At 59.4% G+C, this 26,179-nt stretch carries 27 protein-coding genes; 18 read left to right on the forward strand and 9 right to left on the reverse strand.

The annotated features are described in order from the left end of the window. Positions 1-21 precede the first annotated feature (21 nt). The 5 genes from mnmG to hemE form a co-directional block, all read right to left on the reverse strand. Entirely contained in the window at positions 22-1,899 is a 1,878-nt protein-coding gene (gene mnmG / locus GFM02_RS08060; RefSeq protein WP_020052214.1) for a tRNA uridine-5-carboxymethylaminomethyl(34) synthesis enzyme MnmG, read from the reverse strand. Positions 1,900-1,972: 73 nt separating this feature from the next. Then, positions 1,973-3,292 carry a tRNA uridine-5-carboxymethylaminomethyl(34) synthesis GTPase MnmE gene (mnmE, locus tag GFM02_RS08065; RefSeq protein WP_168321346.1) on the reverse strand — a complete coding sequence of 440 codons (1,320 nt, stop codon included), beginning with the start codon at positions 3,290-3,292 and terminating at the stop codon, positions 1,973-1,975. A gap of 104 nt (positions 3,293-3,396) precedes the next feature. Then, positions 3,397-4,662, reverse strand: a complete 1,266-nt coding sequence (gene rho, locus GFM02_RS08070; RefSeq protein ID WP_020052216.1) for a transcription termination factor Rho — start codon at positions 4,660-4,662, stop codon at positions 3,397-3,399. A 197-nt stretch (positions 4,663-4,859) separates the two neighbouring features. Further along, a complete protein-coding gene (gene hemJ, locus GFM02_RS08075) occupies positions 4,860-5,396 on the reverse strand; it encodes a protoporphyrinogen oxidase HemJ (RefSeq protein WP_032999283.1) in 537 nt (178 codons plus the stop codon). 2 nt (positions 5,397-5,398) lie between these two features. Next, the gene (gene hemE / locus GFM02_RS08080; protein WP_168321347.1) at positions 5,399-6,430 is read right to left on the reverse strand and encodes a uroporphyrinogen decarboxylase; all 1,032 of its coding nucleotides are present in this window, start codon (positions 6,428-6,430) and stop codon (positions 5,399-5,401) included. A 401-nt stretch (positions 6,431-6,831) separates the two neighbouring features. Between hemE and GFM02_RS08085 the strand changes: the two genes are divergently transcribed. The 5 genes from GFM02_RS08085 to dnaQ are packed head-to-tail and all read left to right on the forward strand — an operon-like array spanning position 6,832 to position 10,462. Further along, positions 6,832-7,653: a pyruvate, water dikinase regulatory protein gene (locus GFM02_RS08085; RefSeq protein WP_011649834.1), complete on the forward strand. Its 822-nt coding sequence runs from the start codon at positions 6,832-6,834 to the stop codon at positions 7,651-7,653. 33 nt (positions 7,654-7,686) lie between these two features. Next, a complete protein-coding gene (locus GFM02_RS08090; protein WP_168321348.1) occupies positions 7,687-8,286 on the forward strand; it encodes a Maf-like protein in 600 nt (199 codons plus the stop codon). Then, positions 8,279-9,136, forward strand: a complete 858-nt coding sequence (locus tag GFM02_RS08095) for a shikimate dehydrogenase (RefSeq protein ID WP_168321349.1) — start codon at positions 8,279-8,281, stop codon at positions 9,134-9,136. Before GFM02_RS08090 ends, GFM02_RS08095 begins: the two co-directional genes overlap by 8 nt. After that, the gene (gene coaE, locus GFM02_RS08100; protein WP_168321350.1) at positions 9,136-9,747 is read left to right on the forward strand and encodes a dephospho-CoA kinase; all 612 of its coding nucleotides are present in this window, start codon (positions 9,136-9,138) and stop codon (positions 9,745-9,747) included. The genes GFM02_RS08095 and coaE overlap by 1 nt, the downstream gene beginning before the upstream one ends. Next, positions 9,740-10,462, forward strand: a complete 723-nt coding sequence (gene dnaQ / locus GFM02_RS08105; protein ID WP_168321351.1) for a DNA polymerase III subunit epsilon — start codon at positions 9,740-9,742, stop codon at positions 10,460-10,462. Before coaE ends, dnaQ begins: the two co-directional genes overlap by 8 nt. 67 nt (positions 10,463-10,529) lie before the next feature. On the opposite strand, the gene secB is transcribed toward dnaQ, so the two are convergent. Both secB and GFM02_RS08115 read right to left on the reverse strand, forming a co-directional pair. Then, on the reverse strand, positions 10,530-11,012 hold the full coding sequence (secB, locus tag GFM02_RS08110) for a protein-export chaperone SecB (RefSeq protein ID WP_003544086.1): 483 nt from the start codon (positions 11,010-11,012) through the stop codon (positions 10,530-10,532). Positions 11,013-11,113: 101 nt separating this feature from the next. After that, positions 11,114-11,620 (reverse strand): FxsA family protein, encoded by a 507-nt coding sequence (locus GFM02_RS08115; RefSeq protein WP_032999562.1) that lies wholly within the window; start codon positions 11,618-11,620, stop codon positions 11,114-11,116. A 131-nt stretch (positions 11,621-11,751) separates the two neighbouring features. On the opposite strand from GFM02_RS08115, the gene GFM02_RS08120 reads away from it, so the two are divergent. The 5 genes from GFM02_RS08120 (at position 11,752) to gyrB (ending at position 17,069) form a co-directional block, all read left to right on the forward strand. Beyond that, positions 11,752-12,447: a Tim44/TimA family putative adaptor protein gene (locus GFM02_RS08120; RefSeq protein ID WP_020052224.1), complete on the forward strand. Its 696-nt coding sequence runs from the start codon at positions 11,752-11,754 to the stop codon at positions 12,445-12,447. After that, a complete protein-coding gene (mltA, locus tag GFM02_RS08125) occupies positions 12,440-13,558 on the forward strand; it encodes a murein transglycosylase A (RefSeq protein WP_168321352.1) in 1,119 nt (372 codons plus the stop codon). The genes GFM02_RS08120 and mltA overlap by 8 nt, the downstream gene beginning before the upstream one ends. After that, positions 13,558-14,124, forward strand: a complete 567-nt coding sequence (locus GFM02_RS08130) for a Smr/MutS family protein (RefSeq protein WP_020052226.1) — start codon at positions 13,558-13,560, stop codon at positions 14,122-14,124. The genes mltA and GFM02_RS08130 overlap by 1 nt, the downstream gene beginning before the upstream one ends. Beyond that, on the forward strand, positions 14,121-14,498 hold the full coding sequence (locus tag GFM02_RS08135; protein WP_020052227.1) for a helix-turn-helix domain-containing protein: 378 nt from the start codon (positions 14,121-14,123) through the stop codon (positions 14,496-14,498). Before GFM02_RS08130 ends, GFM02_RS08135 begins: the two co-directional genes overlap by 4 nt. Positions 14,499-14,633: 135 nt before the next feature. Further along, entirely contained in the window at positions 14,634-17,069 is a 2,436-nt protein-coding gene (gyrB, locus tag GFM02_RS08140; RefSeq protein ID WP_026265520.1) for a DNA topoisomerase (ATP-hydrolyzing) subunit B, read from the forward strand. An 86-nt stretch (positions 17,070-17,155) separates the two neighbouring features. Here the strand turns inward: gyrB and GFM02_RS08145 are convergent, their stop codons facing one another. Continuing rightward, positions 17,156-17,755 carry a nitroreductase family protein gene (locus tag GFM02_RS08145; protein WP_020052229.1) on the reverse strand — a complete coding sequence of 200 codons (600 nt, stop codon included), beginning with the start codon at positions 17,753-17,755 and terminating at the stop codon, positions 17,156-17,158. 44 nt (positions 17,756-17,799) lie between these two features. Continuing rightward, positions 17,800-18,084: a DUF2218 domain-containing protein gene (locus GFM02_RS08150; RefSeq protein ID WP_168321353.1), complete on the reverse strand. Its 285-nt coding sequence runs from the start codon at positions 18,082-18,084 to the stop codon at positions 17,800-17,802. A 171-nt stretch (positions 18,085-18,255) separates the two neighbouring features. On the opposite strand from GFM02_RS08150, the gene GFM02_RS08155 reads away from it, so the two are divergent. From GFM02_RS08155 to trpA, 8 genes are all read left to right on the forward strand, one after another. Further along, the gene (locus GFM02_RS08155) at positions 18,256-19,215 is read left to right on the forward strand and encodes a glutathione S-transferase family protein (RefSeq protein WP_168321354.1); all 960 of its coding nucleotides are present in this window, start codon (positions 18,256-18,258) and stop codon (positions 19,213-19,215) included. A 143-nt stretch (positions 19,216-19,358) separates the two neighbouring features. Next, positions 19,359-20,201, forward strand: coding sequence for a fumarylacetoacetate hydrolase family protein (locus tag GFM02_RS08160; protein ID WP_168321355.1), 843 nt, complete (start codon positions 19,359-19,361; stop codon positions 20,199-20,201). 205 nt (positions 20,202-20,406) lie between these two features. Then, positions 20,407-21,684, forward strand: a complete 1,278-nt coding sequence (locus GFM02_RS08165) for a polyhydroxyalkanoate depolymerase (RefSeq protein WP_168321356.1) — start codon at positions 20,407-20,409, stop codon at positions 21,682-21,684. Positions 21,685-21,829: 145 nt separating this feature from the next. Then, complete coding sequence (locus tag GFM02_RS08170; protein ID WP_168321357.1) at positions 21,830-22,264, forward strand: DUF2852 domain-containing protein; 435 nt, start codon at positions 21,830-21,832, stop codon at positions 22,262-22,264. Positions 22,265-22,367: 103 nt separating this feature from the next. Next, a complete protein-coding gene (locus tag GFM02_RS08175; protein WP_168321358.1) occupies positions 22,368-23,126 on the forward strand; it encodes a M48 family metallopeptidase in 759 nt (252 codons plus the stop codon). A gap of 178 nt (positions 23,127-23,304) precedes the next feature. After that, positions 23,305-23,973, forward strand: coding sequence for a phosphoribosylanthranilate isomerase (locus tag GFM02_RS08180; protein ID WP_168321359.1), 669 nt, complete (start codon positions 23,305-23,307; stop codon positions 23,971-23,973). A 2-nt stretch (positions 23,974-23,975) separates the two neighbouring features. Next, entirely contained in the window at positions 23,976-25,196 is a 1,221-nt protein-coding gene (trpB, locus tag GFM02_RS08185; RefSeq protein ID WP_020052236.1) for a tryptophan synthase subunit beta, read from the forward strand. 3 nt (positions 25,197-25,199) lie between these two features. Further along, positions 25,200-26,039, forward strand: a complete 840-nt coding sequence (gene trpA, locus GFM02_RS08190) for a tryptophan synthase subunit alpha (protein ID WP_168284780.1) — start codon at positions 25,200-25,202, stop codon at positions 26,037-26,039. Positions 26,040-26,179 lie beyond the last annotated feature (140 nt).

The raw sequence follows: 26,179 nt of genomic DNA on the forward strand, positions 1-26,179 counted from the left end.
GAAAGACTCTCAAATCTTGTATCAAGCGCTATGGCGTTCGGCAGAGGATAGTCGACGCAAGTGCACGAGCAGCAACGCGATTGCCGCAGGCGTCATCCCTTCAACGATTGCGGCCTGGGCAATATTGAAAGGGCGAGCAGCGCTGAGCTTGACCTTCAGCTCGTTCGAGAGACCGGACAGTGCATCATAGTTGAAATCAAACGGTATCTGCCGCTCCTCGTCGCGTTGTTGATCGGCAATCGCCGAGGCTTGTCGATCGAGATAAACCGAATAGCCTGCCTCGATTTCCAGGGCTTCCGCAACTTTCCGTCCAATCATGTCGAGCTTCTCCGGCCAAACATGCCGAAGCGCGGCGAAATCATAATTCGGATAGGACAGTAAGTCATACGCGGTTCGGCGCTGCCCATCGAGATTGATATTCAAGCCCGCGCGGCGTGCCTCATTCGGTGTCACCGCCAGCGACTGCAGCAGCGCCCGACTGGTTTCGATCTCTGCCTGATAGGATGTGAATCGCTGCGCTCGCGCGTCACTGACGCATCCAAGCCGCATGGCAAGCGGCGTCAAGCGCATATCGGCGTTGTCAGCCCGCAGACTCAGCCGATACTCCGCACGCGATGTAAACATTCGATACGGCTCCGTAACGCCTCGTGACGTGAGATCGTCGATCATGACGCCAATATAAGAACTCGTCCGGCTGAAATGGAACGGATCCGAATCGCTGCTTCGCAATGCGGCATTCAGCCCGGCTGCCAGTCCCTGCGCGGCCGCCTCTTCATATCCGGTGGTGCCATTGATCTGGCCAGCGAGAAACAAGCCTCTCAGCCGCTTGACCTCCAGCGATGGAGCAAGCTCTCTCGGATCGACATGATCATATTCGATCGCATAGCCCGGTTGCAGTATTCTTGCCGCTTCGAGGCCGGGGATCGTTTTGATGAAGTCTGACTGCACCTCCGCCGGCAAGGAGGTAGAAATCCCGTTCGGATAGACCGTGTCATCGTCCAGTCCCTCAGGTTCGAGAAAGACCTGATGTCCATCCCGCTCTCCGAATTTCACCAACTTGTCTTCGATAGACGGGCAATAACGAGGCCCGACACCTTCGATCTGCCCGGAATACATTGCCGAGCGCATGATGTTGTCGACAATGATGCGGTGGGTCGCTTCGGTCGTCCTGGTGACCCCGCAGTCGATTTGTGGCGTGGTAATCGTGTCGGTCATGAAGGAGAAGGGGACAAGCTCCTCGTCAGCCCCCTGTCGACCGATGGATTGCCAGTCGATCGTCTTTCCGTCCAGCCGGGCGGGTGTGCCGGTCTTCAGGCGTCCCAGCCGCAGCCCCAGCCGGGCGAGGGTCGCAGACAATCCGATCGACGGCGCTTCACCGACACGTCCGGCCGGTGTCTTTTCCGACCCGATATGAATAAGACCGCGCAGAAAGGTTCCAGTGGTCAAAACCACCGCCGGTGCTTTCAGGGTCCGACCATCCTTCATGATCACCCCAGCGACGCAACCATCGACAACGTCCAGATCAAACGCATCACCCTCGATGACATCCAGGTTCGGCGTCGCTTCGATCGCCGCCAGCATTGCCAGGCGATAGAGCTTTCGATCGGCCTGCGTCCGCGGTCCTCGGACGGCAGCGCCTTTCTTCTTGTTGAGCATCCTGAATTGAATACCTGCAACATCGGCGACGCGACCCATCAGGCCATCCATCGCATCGATCTCCCGAACAAGATGGCCCTTGCCCAGCCCGCCAATTGCCGGATTACAGGACATGACTCCGATCGTGTCCCGCCTATGCGTAATCAGAGCGGTTTTTGCCCCCAGGCGCGCAGCTGCGCTGGCAGCCTCCGACCCCGCATGGCCGCCACCGATCACAATCACATCGAAGACATTATCCGTCATTCAAGACTCCATATCCGGTAGACGTTTCACGTGAAACCGTGCAGGATCTTTAGCCCTAAAGGTTTCACGTGAATCATTTGCCAATACAAAATTCGGAGAAGATTACCCCGAGCAGTTGTTCGACATCCACTCGACCGGTAATTCTGCCCAGATACTCAGCGGCAATTCGCAGCTGCTCGGTCCGCAGTTCAAGATTCACATCCGGCTGCGATATGGCCGCATCAAGCGCCGCCAAGCATTTCGCGAGCGAATCCTTATGCCGCTGCCGGCTGGGAATTGCCATAGACAGGCCGGCAAAACGTCTCTCAACGATGTCGCCGATCAACCGCCGTAGTTCCGGCAGACCGTCACCCGTCGCCGTCGAAATCTGCAAATCATACCGACCCGAAGCGATTTCGGTCAGATCCTTCTTTGTCCCGACAGTAACATGCGCAGCGGACTGCTCCAAGTCGTCGGGAATCAGAGGATTCGTCCTGTCGACCAGCAACAGGACAAGATCGGCATCACGGAGTGCTACGCGCGCGCGCCGCACACCTTCCATTTCGACTCTGTCGTCCGCCTCGCGAAGACCCGCAGTGTCATAGAGCTTGATCAGGTAACCATCAATATCGAGATCAACCTGCAGGACATCGCGGGTGGTTCCGGCAATCTCCGTCACGATTGCGACGTCTCGACGCGCCAAAGCGTTCAACAGGCTCGATTTTCCAGCATTCGGAGCACCGGCGATGACCACTTTGAAGCCGTCTCGGATAATCTCGCCGGCCGAAGCTGCCGCCAGGTGATCCCCGATATCGCTGCGAAGCTTCGCCATATCGGCCCAGACTGCATCCGATACCGACCCTGGAACGTCATCCTCGTCGGGGAAATCAAGTTCCGCCTCGATCAGCGCGCGGGCGCGCGTCAATCGTTCCGCCCACGAATCGTAAATTGCAGAAAGCCCGCCTGCGCTATGTTCGACCGCAAGGCGTCTCTGCATTTCGGTCTCGGCGCTGATGAGATCGGCCAGCCCTTCCACCTCGACGAGATCAAGCTTGCCGTTTTCGAAGGCCCGGCGGGAGAACTCACCCTCGACCGCCATCCGAACACCCGGAATATCGCCAAGAGTGTGAAACAGCGCCGCCAGCACGGCTCTGCTGCCGTGGATCTGCAGCTCGGCAACATCCTCGCCGGTAAACGAATTCGGAGCAGGAAAAAACAGCACCAGGCCGCTATCGATCGGCTGATTGTTACGAGTCCGAATCGTTCGGTAAGACGCATACCGGGCTGCCGGAACGGATCCGACGAGCCTCACCAATATGTCTCTGGTCAGCGGGCCGCTGATTCGAACGACAGAAACACCCGAAGGCAGGGCGCCGCTCGATAGTGCATATATGGTATCGTTCAACATGGCCATATCGCCTGGTTCATCGGTTGGAATCGAAATCGATTCCTCTCAAATAGAAAAGCTGGCGGCATCGCGAGATGCCTCCAGCTTTAAGGGGTGAATCCGGCTAAGGATTATGTGTTCATCGATTCGAAGAAGTCGGAATTGTTCTTCGTCTGCTTGAGCTTGTCGATCAGGAATTCGACCGCATCGGTTGTGCCCATCGGAGCCAGGATACGGCGGAGCACGAAGATCTTCTGCAGATCCTGGCGCGGAACCAGAAGGTCCTCCTTACGCGTGCCGGACTTCAGGATGTCCATTGCCGGGAAGATGCGCTTATCAGCGACCTTGCGATCGAGGACGATTTCCGAGTTGCCGGTACCCTTGAATTCTTCGAAGATCACTTCGTCCATGCGGCTGCCAGTATCGATCAGCGCCGTCGCGATGATCGTCAAAGAGCCGCCTTCCTCGATGTTACGCGCCGCGCCGAAGAAGCGCTTCGGCCGCTGCAGAGCGTTGGCGTCCACACCGCCGGTCAGGACCTTGCCTGACGAGGGAACGACCGTGTTATAGGCACGGCCCAGGCGCGTGATCGAATCGAGCAGGATGACAACGTCGCGGCCGTGTTCGACAAGGCGCTTGGCCTTCTCGATAACCATCTCGGCCACCTGCACGTGACGCACGGCCGGTTCGTCGAAGGTCGAGGAGATTACCTCGCCGCGAACCGAACGCTGCATGTCGGTCACTTCTTCGGGACGTTCATCGATCAGCAGGACGATCAGATAGCACTCCGGATGGTTGGCGGTGATCGAATGCGCGATGTTCTGCAACAACACGGTTTTGCCGGTACGCGGCGGTGCGACGATCAATCCACGCTGGCCCTTGCCGAGCGGCGCCACCAGGTCGATCACACGTGGCGACAGATCCTTGGTGGTGGGAATATCCAGTTCCATCTTGAAGCGCTCGTTCGGATAGAGCGGCGTCAGATTGTCGAAATGAACCTTGTGACGGATCTTTTCCGGATCGTCGAAATTGATGGTGTTGACCTTGAGTAGCGCGAAATAGCGCTCGCCTTCCTTCGGCCCACGGATGGGGCCCTCGACCGTATCGCCGGTTTTCAGCGAGAAACGGCGGATCTGCGACGGGGAGATATAAATATCGTCCGGGCCCGGCAGGTAGTTCGCATTGGGCGACCGCAGGAAGCCGAAACCGTCCTGCAGCACTTCGACGACGCCTTCGCCGATGATTTCGACATCCTGGCTGGCAAGCATCTTGAGGATCGCAAACATCAGCTCCTGCTTGCGCATTGTGCTTGCATTCTCGACCTCGAGCGATTCGGCAAATGCCAGCAGATCCGTCGGGGATTTACTCTTAAGTTCCTGAAGCTTCATTTCAGCCATGAAGTGACCAATACTCTTTTCAATTTCAAAGGGGAAAGGCGATGTTGGGTCGTATTCGGTACCGCGAAAGGGCTCGCAGACGACTGAACTCTACACACATGCCACGTAGATGAGGTGCGCGGAAAATAGCGACTCGCAATCGTTGCCGCAAGAGGGCTGGTTAAAATGAAGCAAATTTAACCTGAGGACGATTTTCCTCAGAACGGCTTCACCACGACAAGGATGACGATCACGATCATCAGCAGTGTCGGGGCTTCGTTCATGAATCGCCAATAGCGCGCCGAGCGGCGGTTTTCATCTCGCTCGAACGCCCTGACAGCGCGGCTGAAGAACATATGAACACCGGTCAGCAGGACAACGAGACCAATCTTGGCATGCAGCCAGCCGCCCTGGAATCCATAAACCGACCAGGCGAGATAGAGCCCGAAAATCCACGTCAGCATCATCGCCGGCGTCATGATGATCCGAAGCAGCCGACGCTCCATCACCTTGAAGGTTTCCGACTGTACCGAGCCGGGCTCCGCATCGGTGTGATAGATGAACAGCCGCGGCATGTAAAACAGCCCGGCCATCCAGGAAATGACCGCGATGATGTGCAGCGCCTTGATCCAGAGGTAGAGATTATCGGGGTTCCAGGCAAAAAGCCCGACCGCCACCAGCGCAAAGAAGGCCAGCGCAAAATGAGCCCGGCGCCGGGCGTAGGCGCCAGATCTCCGATCGGTCTGCTTTTCCATCGTCACGCCCCGCCTCGCACGCGATCCACCAGCAGACGCACATGCTCGGGGTCAGCCTGCGGTGTAATGCCGTGACCGAGATTGAAGATCAGCGGACCATTTCCGAGGTGCTGCAGAATATCATCGATGCCGTCAATCAGCGCCTGGCCGCCGGCAACGACACGCATCGGATCGAGGTTGCCCTGAACCGGTCCATCCTTTTGAAGTTCGGCCGCAAAGGCCAGCGGAACCGACCAGTCGAGGCCGATCGCATCAGCACCCGTCTTCTGGCGATAGGTCTTGAGCTGATAGCCGGCGCCCTTGGCAAAAGCGATGATGCGAGCATGCGGCCGTTGTGATTTGACGGAAGCGATCATCCGCGCAACCGGCTTGATCGCGAACGCCTCGAACTCCTTTTCGCCGAGAACACCTGCCCAGGAATCGAAGATCTGCACGGCATCGGCGCCGGCATCGATCTGGGCGACGAGATAATCAGCCGATACGTCGGCAAGCAGCATCAGCAGATGCTCGAAAGCGCGGGCATGCTTGTAGGCGAAGAGACGGGCAGGGGCCTGATCCGGCGTGCCGTGACCGGCGATCATGTAGGTCGCAACCGTCCAGGGTGCGCCGCAGAAACCGAGCAGCGTCGTCTCCGCTGGCAGCTCTTCACGCAGCCGCCGTACCGTTTCCAGAACCGGCCTGAGATAATCGACAACCTCTTCGCCGTTCAAACTGCCGATCCCGGCTTCATCGATCGGATCCATCTCCGGGCCATGGCCCTCGGTGAACCGGACATTCCGCTTCATCGCGTCTGGAATGACCAGGATATCGGAAAACAGAATGGCCGCATCGAAGCCATAGCGGCGGATCGGCTGCAATGTCACTTCGACGGCGTGGTCGGGTGTGTAGCAGAGATCGAGAAAACTCCCTGCCTTTGCCCGTGTCTCCCGATATTCCGGAAGATAACGTCCTGCCTGTCTCATCAGCCAGACAGGAGGAGGGGAGAGGCTCTCGCCACTCAAAACCCTCATGATCTTTCGGCGCGTATCGCTCAAGCGCTTCTTCCCTATATAAAATCAAAGATATTTTAAAAGGTTTCTATTTCTTAGAGTCGGTGACTATCAAGGATTAAAATCCATCCACCGCCGATGCTATTTGTCGCGCGCCTGCAAAAGAACATCGGAAAGATTTGCCGGTCTCCTCCGAATCTCGGGGAGAAGCCGAATCTGAAAATGATTCCAAATCCTTCCGGACCGGCAATTTTTCGCTTTGCTGTGGATAGCCTGTGGACCAGCTTTCAGGAAATAGATCTCTTCCCCATCGTCCACAGGGCCAATCGAAACCGATCCGCAGAATCCGAAATGTGGATAAGGGGGCATGTTTTCCCTTGCCGGAGACGGCCTCGCCGCCGTAGCTCTGTTTCATCCAGTCTTTTCAACAGGCAGCGGAAAATAGCGTGGAGAACAGAACGAACTTCTTTCATCTGCATCTGATTTCTGACTCAACGGGAGAGACTCTGATCTCCGCCGGGCGCGCCGCGTCGGCGCAGTTCAGATCGGCGCAGCCGATCGAACATGTCTATCCGCTGATCCGCAATCGCAAGCAGCTGCTGCCGGTTCTGCAGGCGATCGATGACGCACCCGGTATCGTGCTCTACACCATTGTCGACCGGGAGCTTGCGAGCCTGATCGATGAGCGCTGCATCGAGATGGGTGTCGCCTCGGTGAATGTGCTGGAGCCGGTGATGAATGCCTTCCAGATCTATCTCGGCGCCCCGTCTCGCCGTCGTGTCGGGGCCCAGCATGTGATGAATGCCGGCTACTTCGCGCGCATCGAAGCGCTGAATTTCACCATGGATCACGATGACGGCCAGATGCCCGACGATTACAACGATGCCGATGTCGTGATCATCGGCATCAGCCGTACGTCGAAAACACCGACCAGCATCTACCTCGCCAACCGAGGCATCAAGACGGCGAACATTCCAATCGTCTATGGCGTGCCATTGCCGGAGAGCCTCTTCGTGGCGAGCAAACCGTTGATCGTCTGCCTGATCGCCACCACCGACCGTATTTCCCAGGTGCGGGAAAATCGTGTGCTCGGGGTGACACAGGGCTTCGATCGCGAACACTACACCGATCGCGCCGCGATTTCGGAGGAGCTGAAATATGCCCGCTCGCTTTGCGCCCGCCATAACTGGCCGCTGATCGACGTCACACGCCGCTCAATCGAGGAAACAGCCGCGGCAATCGTTGCCCTGCGGCCGAAGCTGCGCTAAGCGCTGACGAAAAGCCGGCACGCCGAGGAACCCATGACGCCGAAACTCATCCTTGCATCGTCGAGCCCCTTTCGCCGGATGCTGATGGAAAATGCCGGTCTGTCCTTCGAGGCGCATGCCGCAAGGATCGATGAACGGGCCGTTGAAGCGCCGCTGGAAAGAGCCGGCGCTAAGCCTGATGCCGTGGCCCTCGTCCTGGCCAGGGCCAAGGCCGAGGATGTCAGCCACCGTTTTCCGGATAGCCTGGTCATCGGTTCGGATCAGACGATGTCGCTCCGCGACAGCGTCTTCCATAAGCCGAGGGACCTGGCCGACGCGGCTAGCCACCTTCAAGCTCTTTCCGGCGTAACCCACCGATTGAACAGCGCCGTCGCCATCGTCAGCGACGGCGTGGTCTTGTGGGAACATCTTGCGCATGCGGAATTGACGATGCGGCCGCTGACGGTGGAGTTCATCGCCAGACATCTGGCGCGGGTTGGCGAACGGGCGCTTTCCAGCGTCGGCGCCTATCAATTGGAGGGGGAGGGCATCCAGCTCTTCGAAAAGATCGAGGGTGATTATTTCACCATTCTCGGCCTGCCGATGCTGCCGCTCTTAAAAAAATTGCGAGAACTCGGAGCGATCGATGGGTGATTCACGTGAAACATTCGGGCCGAAAGCGTTTGTCACGGGCTTTCCCATCAAGCATTCGCGCTCGCCACTGATCCACGGATACTGGCTGAAGACGCTTGGCCTGCCGGGCAGTTATCGCGCTCATGAAGTGGCACCCGGGGGCTTTGCCGATTTCATTCACTCGTTGAAGGATGGCAGTTCCGGCTTTACCGGAGGCAATGTCACCATTCCTCACAAGGAGTTGGCGTTCCGGCTCGCCGACAAACCGGACGCGCTATCGCAAGAGCTCGGCGCCGCGAACACGCTCTGGCTGGAGGAAGGCGCCCTGCATGCGACGAATACCGACGGTCGTGGCTTCATCGCCAATCTTGATGAACGCCATCCGGGCTGGGACCGGCATGGCACGACCGTCGTCTTTGGCGCCGGCGGCGCCAGCCGGGCGATCATCCAGGCGGTCCGTGATCGCGGTTTCAAGGAGATCCACGTCGTCAACCGCACCGTCGAACGCGCGCGTGAACTCGCGGATCGTTTTGGCCCGCGTGTTCGGGCCCACCCGATCGGGGCGCTTGCCGAAGTCATGAAGGGCGCCGGCCTCTTCATCAACACAACCTCGCTCGGCATGGACGGCGAGCCAGCGCCGCAACTCGATTTCTCGCCTCTTGCAGCCAATGCCGTCGTCACCGATATCGTTTATGTGCCGTTGAAGACGCCGATCCTGGCACAGGCGGAAGAGCAAGGATTTCCCATCGTCGACGGTCTCGGCATGCTCTTGCACCAGGCCGTGCCCGGATTCGAGAAATGGTTCGGCCGGCGTCCCATCGTCGACGCGGCGCTACGCGCGCTCATCATCGCGGATATGGAAGCACACTGATGCTGAAGATAGGTCTCACCGGCTCCATCGGAATGGGAAAATCGACAGCGGCAAGGCTCTTCGCCGATGCCGGAATCCCGGTGAACGATTCCGATGCCGTGGTCCACGATCTCTATGCCGGCGAGGCTGCACCCCTGGTGAATGCTGCCTTCCCCGGCACGATGAAGGATGGAGCCGTCGACCGGCATGAACTCGGCCGCCAGCTCGCTCTTGATCCTGCCGGCTTCAAACGCCTGGAAGCGATCGTCCATCCGCTGGTTCGCAAACGCGAGACGGAATTTCTGAAGCGGCAACGCGCCGCCGGCGCCGACATGGTATTGCTCGATATTCCATTACTTTTCGAAACCGGCGCCGCGGCAAGAGTGGATGTCATCGTCGTCGTCAGCACTGATCCACAGATTCAGCGCCAAAGGGTGCTTGCGCGCGAAGACATGACCGAGGAAAAATTCGAGATGATTCTCTCCCGCCAGACGCCGGACGCCGAAAAACGGCGGCGGGCCGATTATCTGGTCGATACCAGTCACAGTATCGCGACGACGAGGGAACGAGTGCTTGAAATCGTCGCCGACCTGAAAACGCGGATTGCCAAGGGAGATTTCCGGAATGCGTGAGATCATCTTCGATACGGAAACAACCGGCCTCGACAACCGCGCCGACCGCATCATCGAAATCGGCGGCATCGAGCTCTTCAATCATTTCCCCACGGGCAACACGATCCATATCTTCATCAATCCTGGAGATCAGAAGGTTCATCCGGATGCGCTCGCCGTGCACGGCATTACCGATGAATTCCTGAAGGACAAGCAGCCTTTCGCGGAAGTTGCCGAACAAATCCTCACCTTCTTCGGCGATGCGAAGTGGATTGCCCATAACGCCACCTTCGATATGGGCTTCATCAACGCGGAATTCGCGCGGATCGGTTTGCCGCCAATCCTGCCGGAACGGGTGCTCGACACGCTATCGATGGCGCGGCGCAAACACCCGATGGGACCAAATTCGCTCGATGCGCTTTGCCGGCGCTACGGCATCGACAATTCGCACCGCACCAAACACGGCGCGCTGCTCGACTCCGAACTGCTTGCCGAAGTCTATATCGAGATGATCGGCGGCAGACAGGCGGCCCTTGGCCTCGGCATGGTCGGCAAATCCAACCAGGCAGCGCGCGGTGACATGGGGATGGAAGACGACGTGGTGATTGCCGCCGTGCTCGAGCGGCCCCGGCCGCTCGCCCCGCGCCTCAGCCAAACCGAGGAGCAGGCGCATGAAGCGCTCGTCGCCAAGCTCGGTGAAAAAAGCGTCTGGGCGAAATACGCCAACCTCGATTAAACCGGTCCTCAATTGAAAATGCCCGGGACCAGCCCGGGCATCCGCATTTCAGACATGAAAGAGCCGGTCAGTTCGGAACGGCCTGAACCTTGGCGCGGGCCTGTTCTTCGGCAACGCGCTGAGCGAACATCTGCGTGAAGTCGATCGGGTCGATCATCAGCGGCGGGAAACCGCCGTTGCGGGTGACGTCGGCGATGATCTGACGAGCGAAGGGGAAGAGCATGCGCGGGCACTCGATGAAGAGAACCGGCAGCATGTGTTCCTGCGGGAAACCGGCAACGCGGAAAACGCCGCCATAGGTGAGTTCGGCATGGAAAACCGTCTTGTCGCCGTCCTTGGCTTCGGCATTCAGCGACAGCACCACATCGAAATCCGTATCGGAAAGCGGGTTGGCGTTGACGTTCACATTGATGTTGATCGTCGGCGCCTTGTCGCGGGCCTGCAGCGAACGCGGCGCACCCGGATTTTCGAAGGACAGATCCTTGGTATATTGCGCAAGGATCGAAAGGGTGGGGTTGGCCGCACCGTTGCTGTTGTTATCGTCTGCCATTGGCTTTTCCTCGAGGGGCATGGGAATGGTGCCGCCATCTAACATTTCAGGGAAGGGCTTACAACCCTGGGCGCTTGGCCCGGTTGATCAGCCGCAGTGCCTCAATCGCCAAGATGCTTGCCGGACCACGGCGAGTTGCGATCCGGCTCCCTATGATAGTCCTCCTCGTCGAGATCGACCACCTTCGAGTTCGGCTTGCGGTCGCGGAAATCGGGTTGCGGACCGGAGGAAGAGCCGCCCTTGGCGTTGACGACGACGAAGCGTTTGGCGATCGCCCGCCAGACGAGATCGCGCACCGGCGGAATGAGAATGAGGATCGCGATGATATCCGTGAGGAAGCCGGGAATGATCAGGAGCAGCGAGGCGATGACGTTCATCGCCGGCCGCAGCAGGTCGCGGCCCGGCATCACCCCATTTCGTCCTTCGCTCGACATGCGGCGCAAAATACCGATTCCCTGCCGGCGCAGCAGAACCACGCCGACAACGAAACCCAGCATGACCAGAACAAGCGTCAGCCACAATCCGATAGCCTGGCCGACGACGACGAAACCGGCAATTTCGGCGAACGGCAGCAGCAGAATGAAGGCTGGCAGGATCGAAAAACGCATGTCGGTCATGTCCCGGGCTCGCCGGTCTCCTCTTTGCGCCGGCGAAGATGCCAGCCATCATTTGAATCATCTGTATAGGCAGACTATATGGGAGTACAAATCAGAGATGTTAACGGCGGCTGCGATACGATATGAGTTCGAACGACTTCATCACATTATTTTTCCTGGTGGCGGCTGTGCTGATTTTCTTTCAGCTCCGCTCCGTGCTCGGGCGCCGTACAGGAAATGAGAAGCCGCCGCGCGATCTCTATACGCCGCGGGATGCGGCCCCGGCCGAAGCCGGCAAGGTCGTGACGCTGCCGCGGCGCGATGCGACGACGGAGGATGAGGATCGCTTCGCCGCCATCGATGCTTTCGCGGCGCCCGGAACGCCGCTCAACGAATCGCTGCGTGCGCTGAACAAGGCCGATCCCGCCTTCAGCCCGAAGGAGTTTCTGAACGGCGCCCGCATGGCTTATGAGATGATCGTCATGGCCTATGCGGATGGCGACCGGAAAACGCTGAAGAACTTGCTGTCTCGCGAAGTCTATGACGGCTTCGATGCGGCGATCGGCGAGCGTGAAGCCCGGGGCGAGAAGGTGAAGTCCACTTTCGTCGGCATCGACAAGGCCGAAATCACCCATGCGGAAACAAAGGGCAGCGAAGCGCAGATCTCCGTGCGCATCGTCAGCCAGCTGATATCGGCCACCTACGACAAGGCGGATGTGCTGATCGAAGGCGACGCCGAAAACGTCGCCGAGGTCAACGACCTCTGGACCTTTGCCCGCGACACCCGCTCGCGCGATCCGAACTGGAAACTCGTGGCGACCGAATCGGAACATGAGTGACCACGCATCGGACTTCGTCCTGCAGGCCATAAGCTTCGACACTCTGGAAGGCTGGAAGGATGATGATCCCTCCGGCCTTTTTGAAGCCATGCGAAGCTGCCGGCGGCAGATCACCGATGTCAAACCGTACCGCACCGGATCGCTGGGCCTGAGCTCGGAAGACCTGCTTCCGCTTCTCGCCGCCGCCGAAGATTTCATCCCGTCATCTCCGGCATCGGCACGCGCTTTTTTCGAGACGCACTGTCGGCCCTTTCTGGTCTGCCGCAAGGACGACAAGGCCGGCTTCGTCACCGCCTTCTACGAACCTGATATCGACGTGTCGGAGCGGCCGGACGAAATTTTCCGTTTTCCCTTCTACCGGCGTCCGGACGATCTGATCGATCTCGACGACGCCAATCGCCCCGCCGAACTCGACAAGGCCTATGCTTTCGGCCGTCTGCATGAGGGCCACGTCACTGCCCATCCGGACCGCCGCGCCATCGATCAGGGATTTCTCGAGGGCCGCGGCCTCGAAATCGCCTGGGCGAAGTCGAAGGTCGATGTCTTCTTCGTGCATGTGCAAGGTGCTGCCCGCCTGCGTTATGAGGATGGTCGTATCGGCCGCATCACCTATGCCGCGAAGGCTGGCCATGTTTTCTCGGCGATCGGCAAGCTGCTGATCGAGCGCGGCGAGATCGATCGGGCGGAGATTTCGATGCAGGCGATCCGTGCCTGGCTGGCGCGAAATCCCGAGCACGTCGACGAAGTCTTATGGCATAACCGCTCTTATATTTTCTTCCGTGAAGCGCCGGTTGCCGATCCTGAGGCGGGTCCGATCGCAGCCGCCAAGGTGCCGCTTCTCGCCGGGCGCGCGCTTGCGGTCGACCGGATGATCCATACCTTCGGTTTTCCCTTTTTCATTCGCGCCGAAAGCCTCACCCATCTCGACCAGGGCCGGCCGTTCCGCAGGCTGATGCTGGCGCTCGATACCGGCTCGGCGATCGTCGGGCCGTCGCGCGGGGATATCTTCACCGGCTCGGGGGATATCGCCGGGGAAAGTGCCGGCACCGTCCGCAACGACGCCGATTTCGTCATCCTCATTCCCAATGCCGCCGCCGGACGATTCGACTGATGGCCAGGGACCGCAAGCTGAGCGCCGATGAGAGGATACTCTGGGGCAAGGTCGCCCGCAGCACGCGGCCGATGCCCGGCAAGGCAGGGGCGTTGACCGAACTCGATGCCTTTCTTGCCGAAGCCGAAGCGGCAGCCGAACGGGAGCAGGAAAAGCAGACGCCCGCCACACCCACGCCGCCGCAGCCGGCAGCACCGTCAACGGCGAAACCATCGGCCGGGGTGCATCATCCGCTGGAAAAGCCGGTCAAGCGGAAGATCGCCAAGGGCCGGCTGGCGCTCGAAGCGCGGATCGACCTGCACGGGTTGGTGCAGAGCCAGGCCCATGCCATCCTTCTCGATTTCCTGATCCGCGCCCATGAGCGCGGCATGCGCCATGTGCTGGTCATTACTGGCAAGGGCAGCTCCATGGGCAGCGACGGCGCGCTGAAGCGGGCTGTGCCTCTTTGGTTCTCGAAGCCGGAATTCCGCTACCTGATCTCCTCCTATGAACCGGCCGCACAGCATCATGGCGGTGAGGGCGCGCTCTACATTCGCCTGTCGCGGCGACATGGGGAAAGGCCATGACACCCTTCGGAGAGGCGGTTCGCAGACTGAGAGCGCGCAAGGGCGTCTCGCAGAAGGAGATGGCGGAGGCACTGAATGTCTCTCCCGCCTATCTCTCGGCACTCGAACATGGAAAGCGTGGTTTGCCGACATTCGATCTGCTGCAGCGCATCGCCGGTTATTTCAACATCATCTGGGATGAGGCCGAGGAACTGTTCCTGCTCGCCCGCTCTTCGGACCCGCGCGTCGTGATCGACACCTCCGGCCTGCCCCCCGAATATACCGATTTTGCCAACCGGCTGGCCCGGCGAATCCGCAGCCTTGACAGCGCGGAGATAGGCCGGCTATCGGCTCTTCTCGAAAATGACGGCAAAGGCGACGGAAAAGCGTCATAATCCCCTGTTTTATGCCTTGTTCTAGGGGCTTGCCATTGGGAAGTGGGTTCAAAAAACCTATATACGAGAGTGAAGAAAGCCGGTGATTCGCAAGGCGCACCGCAGCTTTACGACAACAGGGAAAATCTCGACAGAATGAGCGATACATCCGCGACGGAAAACGGCGTAAGCACCGAATATGGCGCAGATTCCATCAAGGTTCTGAAGGGCCTCGATGCCGTGCGCAAACGCCCCGGCATGTATATCGGCGATACCGACGACGGTTCCGGCCTGCATCACATGGTCTATGAAGTCGTCGACAACGCGATCGACGAAGCGCTTGCCGGCCATGCCGACATCGTCACCGTCACTCTCAATCCGGACGGTTCGGTGACCGTCACCGACAATGGTCGCGGCATCCCGACGGACATTCACACCGGCGAAGGCGTGTCGGCTGCCGAAGTCATCATGACGCAGCTCCATGCCGGCGGTAAGTTCGACCAGAATTCCTATAAGGTTTCCGGCGGCCTGCACGGCGTCGGCGTCTCCGTCGTCAACGCGCTGTCCGTTTGGCTGAAGCTGAAGATCCGCCGTCACGACAAGATCCATGAAATGAGCTTCACCCATGGCGTGGCCGATGCTCCGCTGAAGGTTACGGGCGACGCGCCGAATGAAACCGGCACGGAAGTGAGCTTCATGCCGAGCACCGGCACCTTCACCATGACGGAGTTCGACTACGGCACGCTGGAACATCGCCTTCGCGAGCTCGCCTTCCTGAATTCAGGCGTCCGCATCCTGCTGACCGACAAGCGCCACTCCGATATCAAGCAGGAAGAACTGCGTTATGACGGTGGCCTCGAGGCTTTCGTCGCCTATCTCGACCGCGCCAAGAAGTCGCTCGTCGACAAGCCGGTTGCCATCCACGGCGAAAAGGACGGCATCACCGTCGAAGTCGCGATGTGGTGGAACGACAGCTATCACGAGAACGTGCTGTGCTTCACCAACAACATCCCTCAGCGCGATGGCGGCACGCATATGGCCGGCTTCCGCGCGGCGCTGACGCGCCAGGTCGTTTCCTATGCCGACAGTTCCGGCATCACCAAAAGGGAAAAGGTGACGCTGCAGGGCGAAGATTGCCGCGAAGGCCTGACCGCGGTTCTGTCGGTCAAGGTGCCGGATCCGAAATTCTCGTCGCAGACCAAGGATAAGCTGGTTTCCTCGGAAGTCCGTCCTGTTGTCGAAAGTCTCGTCAACGAGGCGCTGAACACCTGGTTCGAAGAACATCCGAGCGAAGCCAAGATCCTCGTCGGCAAGGTCGTCGAGGCAGCCGCCGCCCGCGAAGCGGCCCGCAAGGCCCGCGAGTTGACCCGCCGCAAGGGCGCCCTCGATATCGCTTCGCTGCCGGGCAAACTCGCCGACTGCTCCGAGCGTGATCCGACAAAATCCGAAGTCTTCCTCGTCGAGGGCGATTCTGCCGGCGGTTCGGCCAAACAGGGCCGCTCGCGCGAGAACCAGGCGATCCTGCCGCTGCGCGGCAAGATCCTGAACGTCGAACGCGCCCGTTTCGACAAGATGCTGTCGAGCCAGGAAATCGGCACATTGATCACCGCGCTCGGTACCGGCATCGGCAAGGACGAGTTCAATGTCGAAAAGCTGCGCTACCACAAGATCATCATCATGACGGACGCTGACGTCGACGGCGCCCATATTCGCACCCTGCTGCTCACTTTCTTCTTCCGCCAGATGCCGCAACTGATCGAGCGCGGTCATCTCTATATCGCCCAGCCGCCGCTCTATAAGGTCTCGCGCGGCAAGTCGGTGCAGTATCTGAAGGATGAGAAGGCGCTCGAAGAATATCTCATCAGCCAGGGCCTGGAAGATGCTTCGCTGAGGCTCGGTAGCGGCGAGGTTCGCACCGGCCAGGATCTGCGCGAGGTCATCCTCGATGCCCTGCGTATGCGCGCGCTGCTCGACAATCTCCATTCGCGCTACAATCGTTCCGCCGTCGAACAAGCGGCGATTGCCGGCGCGCTCAATGCCGAGCTCGCCAGCGACCCGGGGAGGGCGCTGGCGCTGGCAAACGAAGTGGCTGGGCGCCTCGATATCATCGCCGAGGAAACCGAGCGCGGCTGGCGGGGCGATCTGACAACCGATGGCGGCCTGCGCCTCGAGCGCATGGTCCGCGGCGTCAAGGAACTCGTCGTGCTCGACATGGCGCTGATCGGTTCCTCGGATGCCCGTCACATCGACCAGCTGACGGCACGCCTCAAGGAAATCTATCAGACGCCGCCATCGCTGCATCGCCGCGAAGGCGACGTCGAAATCTCTGGCCCGCGCGCCCTGCTCGACGCGATCTTCGCAAGCGGCCGCAAAGGCCTCACCATGCAGCGCTACAAGGGCCTCGGCGAAATGAATGCCGAGCAGCTCTGGGAAACGACGCTCGATCCGAACGTTCGCTCGCTGCTGCAGGTCAGGGTCAACGACGCCACCGACGCCGATGGTCTCTTCGCCCGCCTGATGGGTGACGAAGTCGAGCCGCGGCGCGAATTCATCCAGGAGAATGCGCTAAGCGTTGCAAACCTCGATATCTAGTTGATATTGCAGAAATAAATGGCCCCGCTATCTCTAGGATGGCGGGGCTTTCGTTTGCCCGATATCTGCTCAGCCTCTGGCTTCGCTCAATTCGCGACGAAGCGCCCGTTGAAGGCGACCTCGGAGAGCGGCTTGCGCTGGCTGGGGAATTCGCGCGCCTGATTGCGTTCGGAAAGAACGCTCTTGTCGGCCAGGCGGCCGATGGCGACGCCTGCTTCGACCCGGTATCCCTCGGGAATGGCGAAAGCCTGCCTGACCTCTTCATGCTTGATGCCGCCCATGCCATGGGCGTAAAGGCCGGCGAGGCGCGCCTGCATCGCCAGATGCCCCCATGCCGCACCGGCATCGAAGGAATGAGTGTAGCTCGGCTTTTCCTCAGCTGAGCCGGCAGCCCCGGTGAAGGCACGCGACACGACGAAGATCAGCGCCGACGCATTCCTGGCCCATTCCTGGTTGGCGTCGACGAGCAATGCGACGAATTTCTCCCAATGCCCTGAACCCTTGAGCGCATAAATGAAGCGCCATGGCTGGTGGTTGGCCGAGGACGGCGCCCAATGGGCAGCGTCGAGCAGACCGAGCAGCTGTGCTTCCTCGATGATTTCGCCGGTGAAGGCGCGGGGCGACCAGCGATCAAGAAACATCGGATCGATCGGATAGTCGGATTCGCGGTGATTGCTCTTCGTCATGCTTGTTCCAGGGTTAGGGATAAAAAATTTGGATCGGGCCGGGCTTAGTGCGACCAGACGATGTCGAGTTTTTCGCGAAAGGCGAATCGCTTCAGATGATCGTCGATGACCTGCTGCATCCTTTCCTGCTGCGAGGGATCGGCGACGGAAAGTGTCATGGTCAGCGCCGCATCGTCGGCCGCAAACGTCACCTCGGCCGTATCGCTGAACGGCACCCGGCCCCTCAGAGGATCAAAATCGACGCTGAACTTGTGGCTCCAGTGTTTGCAGAGCTGCTGCAGGTAGCGGCTCGCATGTTCGGTCGGCACGACGGCCTTCGAGAGATGCATTTCGAACTCCACGTCATTTTGTATAGCAGAGACATATTTCCTGCTTCACCGGCTTGGCAAGCGCAGCATCGTCGCAGTTTGGGTGTACAGACTGTCTTCATAAACGCGGCCTCACGCCGGCGTCGAAGCAGGATAATGAACTGTCTTAATCAATCGATCGGGGAGTTGCGCATGCTGGTGAACGGAAAGTGGACGGAAGACTGGCAGCCCGTTCAGGCAAAGGACGAAAAGGGCGGCTTTATCCGTCAGACCTCGAGTTTCCGCAATTGGGTGACCCCGGATGGTAGCGCCGGGCCGACCGGCGAAGCCGGCTTTGCAGCCAGCGCCGACCGTTACCATCTCTATGTCGCCTATATCTGCCCCTGGGCCTCGCGCACCGTGATCGGCCGCAAGCTCAAGGGCCTGGAAGATATCATCTCGATCTCGGTCGTCGAGCCGCTGCTGGGCAAGCAGGGCTGGCGCTTCGGTGATTATCCCGGCGCGACGGAGGATCACGTCAACGGCGTAACCTATATGCATGAAATCTATACCAGGGCAGCACCCGATTTCACCGGCCGGGCCACCGTGCCGGTTCTCTGGGACAAACAGAAAAAGACCATCGTCAACAATGAATCCGCCGATATTCTGCGTATGCTGAACAGCGGCTTCGGCGGTCTGGCAAAAAATCCGATCGATCTTTGCCCGGCGGAGAGGCGCACCGAGATCGATGCTTTCAACGATCGCATCTATCCTGCCCTCAACAACGGTGTCTACCGCGCCGGTTTCGCCACCACGCAGATCGCCTACGAAGAAGCCTTTGCCGATGTCTTTGCCTGCCTCGACTGGGTCGAGCAGCAGTTCGAGGGCCGGTCTTTTCTCTTCGCCGATCATCCCACCGAGAGCGATATCCGGCTTTTTGTAACGCTGGTGCGCTTCGACGTCGCCTATCACGGCATCTTCAAATGCAATCTGCGCCAGCTTTCCGACTATGCCAATCTGCGCGCCTTCTGCCGCCGAATGCTGGATTGGCCGGGCATCGGTGAAACGGTGAATCTCGATCATATCAAGCGCGGCTACTATTCGATCGAAAGCCTCAATCCAACGAAGATCATTCCCTCCGGCCCGGATCTGGCGGAAATTTTTAGAGCATGATGCCGGCAGGTACGGGCGGTTTTCGGCAGAAAATCATCCGAATCGCGGCAAAGCCGTACCGCTTCCTGGCAAAGCCGTAATGACACCGATGAATAATTCGTTCATAGGTGGCTGCAAATCCGTTTTCGATGAGGAGGAATTCCATGAAGCTGATGCGTGTTGGCGAAGCGGGCAGTGAAAAACCAGCACTTCTCGATGCCGATGGCAAGATCCGTGATCTCTCCGGTCATGTCGCCGATATCGGCGGTGAAGCGATCACACCGACAGGCCTTGCAAAGATAGCGGCCATCGATCCGAAGAGCCTTCCGGAAATCGCACCCGGCCGCATTGGCGCTTGCGTCGCGGGTACTGGCAAATTCATCTGCATCGGCTTGAATTATTCGGATCATGCTGCCGAAACCGGTGCGACCGTGCCGCCCGAGCCGATCATCTTCATGAAGGCAACATCCGCAATCGTCGGACCGAACGACAATGTCGTCATCCCCCGCGGTTCGGAAAAGACCGATTGGGAAGTCGAACTCGGTGTCGTCATCGGCAAGACCGCCAAATATGTGACGGAAGCCGAAGCGCTGGATTATGTCGCCGGTTATTGCGTTTCCAATGACGTTTCCGAGCGCGCTTTCCAGACCGAGCGTTCCGGTCAATGGACCAAGGGCAAATCCTGCGACACGTTTGGTCCGATCGGCCCCTGGCTCGTGACCAAGGATGAAATTGCCGAGCCGCAAAACCTCGGCATGTGGCTGACGGTCAACGGTCAGAAGATGCAGAACGGTTCATCGAAGACGATGGTTTACGGCGTTGCTTTCCTCGTCTCCTACCTCAGCCAGTTCATGTCGCTGCATCCCGGCGACGTGATCTCGACCGGTACGCCTCCGGGCGTCGGCATGGGCCTCAAGCCACCGCGCTATCTCAAGAACGGCGACGTGGTCGAACTCGGAATCGAAGGTCTCGGCACGCAGAAACAGACCTTCGTAGCGGATCGTTAACGACGCTTCCTGTTGAGAAACTTAAGTTCTCAGGTCGATTATGATGCCGGGGATCAATTCTCCGGCATTTCTTGTGCGGGTCTGGTGCGTCAATGTTGCTGTGCAACAGAAACCTGTTAGTCTGCGTTACGTGCCCGCGTTACGAAAAGAGTCGATGCCTCTCAATCGGTGTCATCTTTTCGATAGAGAAAGGTGGCGCCTTCCAATGTTTTATCAGCTTTATGAATTGAACCATGCCGCCATGGCGCCGTTTCGCGCCGCGGCCGATATCATGCGATTTGCCTATGCCAATCCGCTGAACCCGTTCTCCCATACGCCATTCGGCCGGACGATGGCGGCAAGTCTCGAAATGTTCGAACGCACGACGCGCCGCTACGGGAAACCGGAATTCGGATTGAAGCAGACGACGATCGGTGACAAGACGGTGTCCGTCCGCGAAGAGGTCGTCTGGTCGCGACCCTTCTGCAATCTTCTGCATTTCGCCCGCAGTATTCCAGCCGCCCGCGGCAATGATCCACGCATCCTGATCGTCGCGCCGATGTCCGGCCACTATGCCACGCTGCTGCGCGGCACGGTCGAGGCGCTGCTGCCGAGTGCCGATATCTACATCACCGACTGGATCGATGCCCGCATGGTGCCGATGACGGAAGGCACGTTCGATTTCGACGACTACGTCGACTACGTCATCGAGATGCTGCATTTCCTCGGTCACGACACGCATGTCATCGCCGTCTGTCAGCCTTCCGTTCCGGTGCTGGCAGCCGCTGCGGTGATGGAGGAAGCCAGGGATCCGCTTTCGCCGGCGTCGATGACGCTGATGGGCGGCCCGATCGACACGCGCATCAACCCGACGGCGGTCAACAAGCTCGCCCAGGAGCGGTCGCTGCAGTGGTTCTCCGACAATGTCATCATGAACGTGCCCTGGCCGCAGCCGGGCTTCATGCGCCCGGTCTATCCGGGATTCCTGCAGCTTTCGGGCTTCATGTCGATGAATCTTGATCGCCATCTCGTCGCACACAAGGAATTCTTCATGCATCTCGTGAAGAACGACGGCGAGCCGGAAAGGCATCGCGATTTCTACGACGAATATCTCGCCGTCATGGATCTGACCGCCGAATTCTATCTGCAGACGGTGGAGGAGGTCTTCATCAAGCATTCGCTGCCGAAGGGCGAACTGATGCATCGCGGCAGACGCGTCGATCCGGCGGCCATTCGCAATGTGGCGCTGCTGACCGTCGAAGGTGAGAATGACGATATCTCAGGGGTCGGCCAGACGGAGGCGGCGCAGACCATCTGCGTGAACATTCCCGAAGATATGCGCATGCATTATCTTCAGCCGGATGTCGGCCATTATGGCGTTTTCAACGGCTCACGTTTCCGCCGCGAGATCGCGCCGCGCATCATCGATTTCGTCCGCCAGCATTCCCGTTCCGCCGTTAGGCCTCCGCTCCCGCGTGTCATCAAGGGCGGCCGAACGGGCTGAATCAGGAATAGCTGAATTAGCAAAACGGATTCAAGGTGTTGTCCGATTTCGCGGGCAATCGTCTTGAAGGCGGTTATTGCGGTAACCACATCGATTTCAGCGTTCGGTATTCTGCCGGGCGCGGAAAGCGAGGGATACCCGCACGATGAACCAGTCAGCATTGCTTCGACCGGATTGGACTCCGGCTACCATTGCCCTGATGATTCTCGGCTTCATGGTTTTCTGGCCTCTGGGTCTTGCCATGCTTGCCTACATCATCTTCGGCGACCGTCTGCGCGGCTTCAAGAGTGACGTCAACCAGGCGACCGATGGCTTCTTTGCCTCCTGCCGCCGCCCGCATGGCCGTCACCGCCCGCATTTTTCGACCGGCAACGTCGCCTTTGACGACTGGCGCAAGGCCGAACTCGACCGAATCGAGGAAGAGCGCCGAAAGCTTGACGAAATGCGCGAGGAATTCGACTCCTATCTGCGCGAACTCCGCCGCGCCAAGGATCAGGAAGAGTTCGACCGCTTCATGCGCGACCGCAGGAACGCCAAGCGCGATGACAACGGTCCGGTGGCTGAATATCAGACGCCGTAAACGCCTGAACGATGAAATGATGACCGGCATCTCGCGATGCCGGTTTTTCCATGTCTGCCCTTCCGGCATTTAGATTTGCCGGCGAATCGTATAGAAAACACGCATGTTCTCGCTTCTGAAAACAAGGTCGAAGGCGCGAAAGCCGGCTCCGCATGAAATGCGGACGCTCGATGTCGCCGGCCGGCTCATGCCGCTGACGATCAAGCAGCATGACCGGGCGACACGCATCACGCTGCGCATCGAACCGGGTGGCCGCGCCTTGAAGATGACGGTTCCGAAAGGCCTTGCGGCGCGTGAGGTCAATGCCTTCCTCGATCGTCACCAGGGCTGGCTGCTCACCAAGCTTGCCAAGTTTTCGACCGATGCCGGCCTGCGTGACGGCGGCGAAATCCTCCTTCGCGGCGTTTCCCATCGCATCCAGCATAGCGGCAGCTTGCGCGGGCTGACGGAGGCGGTTTCCATAGACGGAAGGCCGGTGCTGCGCGTCAGCGGCATGCCGGAACATGTCGGACGACGCATTGCGGCTTTTCTCAAGAAAGAGGCGCGCGCCGATCTCGCAAGACTGGCGACGATGCATGCCGCAACGATCCGGGCGCCGATCCGTTCGATCTCGATGAAGGATACCCGTAGCCGCTGGGGCTCGTGTTCGTCTGAGGGAAATCTGAGTTTTTCCTGGCGTATCGTCATGGCGCCGCCTTCGGTGATCGATTATCTCGCCGCCCATGAGGTCGCCCACCTCAAGGAAATGAATCACGGCCCGCACTTCTGGGCGCTCTGTGGCAAACTTTGCCCCGGCATGGACGAGGCGAAATCCTGGCTCAAGCGGCATGGCAGCCAGTTGCATGCCATCGATTTCGACTAGCGCGTAACCCCGAGAATCTGAGTCGATTTTTCGGAAAGCATTATGCGCAGATTTAAAGTGATAGAGCGTCCTTAGCGCGTCCTTTGGACGCGCGGCGCTCTAGCCGAGAGCCGCGCTAAATTCAGTGTTCGTCGCAAATTGGCTCGACTCTTTCCGCATTTCGTGTCACTTCGCTGCCATGAGACCGGATATCAAGATCTGTGGTTTGAAGACGCCTGAGGCTGTCGATCGCGCGCTGAAGCGCGGCGCGACCCATATCGGTTTTATCTTCTTCGAAAAGAGCCCGCGCTATATCGAGCCGGACCTGGCGGCAAAACTGGCCGAACCTGCGCGCGGCAAGGCGAAGATCGTCGCCGTCGTCGTCGATCCGACCAATGACGAACTCGACGAGATCGTAACGTTGTTGAAGCCGGATATGCTCCAGCTTCATGGTAACGAGAGCCCCGAACATGTGCTGACCATAAAGGCGCTCTATGGTCTGCCTGTGATGAAGGTCTTTTCGGTGCGCACGGCAGACGACCTGAAACGCGTCGAGGCCTATATCGGCATCGCCGACCGTTTCCTCTTCGACGCCAAAGCGCCGAAGGGTTCGGAACTGCCTGGCGGCAACGGTATTTCCTTCGATTGGAGCCTTCTCAGCTGGCTTGACGGCAGCGTCGATTACATGCTTTCCGGCGGGCTGAACAAGGACAATGTCGCGGAAGCGCTTTTCATCACCAAGGCACCGGGTATCGACGTCTCCTCGGGAGTCGAAACTGCGCCTGGCGTGAAGAGCGTCGCGAAGATCGATGAATTTTTTGACGCGGTCGAAAAGGCGAATGCGCCTGTCATGGCCTCAGGGAGTTGAGAGTGAACGAGACGCCTAAACCGAATTCCTTCCGTTCCGGCCCCGATGAAGATGGCCGTTTCGGCATTTATGGCGGTCGTTTCGTGGCCGAAACATTGATGCCGTTGATCCTTGATCTGCAGGACGAGTGGAACAGGGCAAAGAACGATCCGGCATTCCAGGCCGAATTGAAGCATCTCGGCGCGCACTATATCGGCCGCCCGAGCCCGCTCTATTTCGCCGAGCGGCTGACGGCCGAACTCGGCGGCGCCAAGATCTATTTCAAGCGCGAAGAGCTGAACCATACCGGCTCACACAAGATCAACAACTGCATCGGCCAGATCCTGCTCGCCAAGCGCATGGGCAAGACCCGCATCATCGCCGAAACCGGTGCCGGCCAGCACGGCGTCGCCTCCGCGACCGTTGCCGCCCGCTTTGGCCTTCCCTGCGTCGTCTATATGGGCGCCACCGACGTCGAGCGTCAGGCGCCGAACGTTTTCCGCATGAAGCTGCTCGGCGCGGAAGTCAAGCCGGTCACGGCAGGCAGCGGCACGCTGAAGGACGCCATGAACGAGGCACTTCGCGACTGGGTCACCAATGTCGAGGATACCTATTACCTGATCGGAACGGCAGCCGGTCCGCATCCCTATCCGGAGATGGTCCGTGATTTCCAGTCGGTGATCGGCATCGAAGCGAAAGAGCAGATGCTGGCGGCCGAAGGCCGTCTTCCGGATCTCGTCATCGCTGCCGTCGGCGGCGGCTCGAACGCCATCGGCATTTTCCATCCTTTCCTGGATGATCCCTCTGTGAAGATGGTCGGCGTCGAAGCCGGCGGCAAGGGTCTGCAGGGCGACGAACATTGCGCCTCGATCACTGCCGGTTCGCCGGGCGTGCTGCACGGCAACCGCACCTATCTGCTGCAGGATGGCGACGGTCAGATCAAGGAAGGCCATTCGATTTCGGCCGGTCTCGATTATCCCGGCATCGGCCCCGAACATTCCTGGCTGAACGATACCGGCCGCGTCGACTATGTGCCGATCATGGATCACGAAGCGCTCGAGGCTTTCCAGACCCTGACCCGCCTCGAAGGCATCATCCCGGCGCTCGAGCCCTCGCATGCGATTGCCGAGGTGATCAAACGCGCACCGACGATGGGCAAGGACGAGATCATCCTGATGAACCTCTCCGGCCGCGGCGACAAGGATATCTTCACCGTCGGCAAGATTCTGGGAATGGGACTGTAAGACATGACCGCACGCATGGACAAACGCTTTGCCGAGCTGAAGGCCGAGGGCCGTCCGGCACTTGTGACCTATTTCATGGGCGGCGATCCCGATTACGACACTTCGCTCGGCATCATGAAGGCGCTGCCGGAGGCGGGCTCCGACATCATCGAGCTCGGCATGCCCTTTTCCGATCCGATGGCCGACGGCCCGGCGATCCAGCTGGCCGGCCAGCGCGCCCTGAAAGGCGGCCAGACGCTGAAGAAGACGCTGCAGCTGGCGGCCGATTTCCGCAAGACCAATGATGCGACGCCGATCGTGATGATGGGTTACTACAACCCGATCTATATTTACGGCGTCGAGAAATTCCTCGACGACGCGCTCGCCGCCGGCATCGACGGCCTGATCGTTGTCGACCTGCCGCCCGAGATGGATGACGAACTCTGTATTCCGGCCATCCGCAAAGGCATCAATTTCATTCGCCTGGCGACGCCGACGACCGATGAGAAGCGCCTGCCGAAGGTCCTGAAGAACACTTCAGGCTTCGTCTACTACGTCTCGATGAATGGCATCACCGGTTCGGCGCTGCCCGATCCGTCGCTGGTTTCGGGCGCGGTCGAGCGCATCAAGCAGCACACCAAGCTGCCCGTCTGCGTCGGCTTCGGCGTCAAGACGGCGGAACATGCAAAGGTCATCGGCAGTTCGGCCGACGGCGTCGTCGTCGGCACCGCGATCGTCAATCAGGTCGCGACCAGCTTGACGCATGACGGAAAGGCGACGGCGGACACGGTTCAGGCGGTTGCCACGCTGGTGCGCGGCCTTTCCACGGGAACACGTTCGGCGCGCCTTGTTGCTGCCGAATAGTTTGCCCACATTGGCAATAAAGCATGTCGCGCAAAAGTGTGCAGCGGTTTTGCGGCAACGACATGCAGGAAACCAGGACCTAAAGCGTGGCAGCGAATCTGAAAGATCGCGACGCGCTTTAGACTATCAGGAGTATTCGA

This window comes from Rhizobium leguminosarum bv. viciae (assembly GCF_012276115.1).
Lineage (GTDB): Bacteria > Pseudomonadota > Alphaproteobacteria > Rhizobiales > Rhizobiaceae > Rhizobium > Rhizobium leguminosarum_T.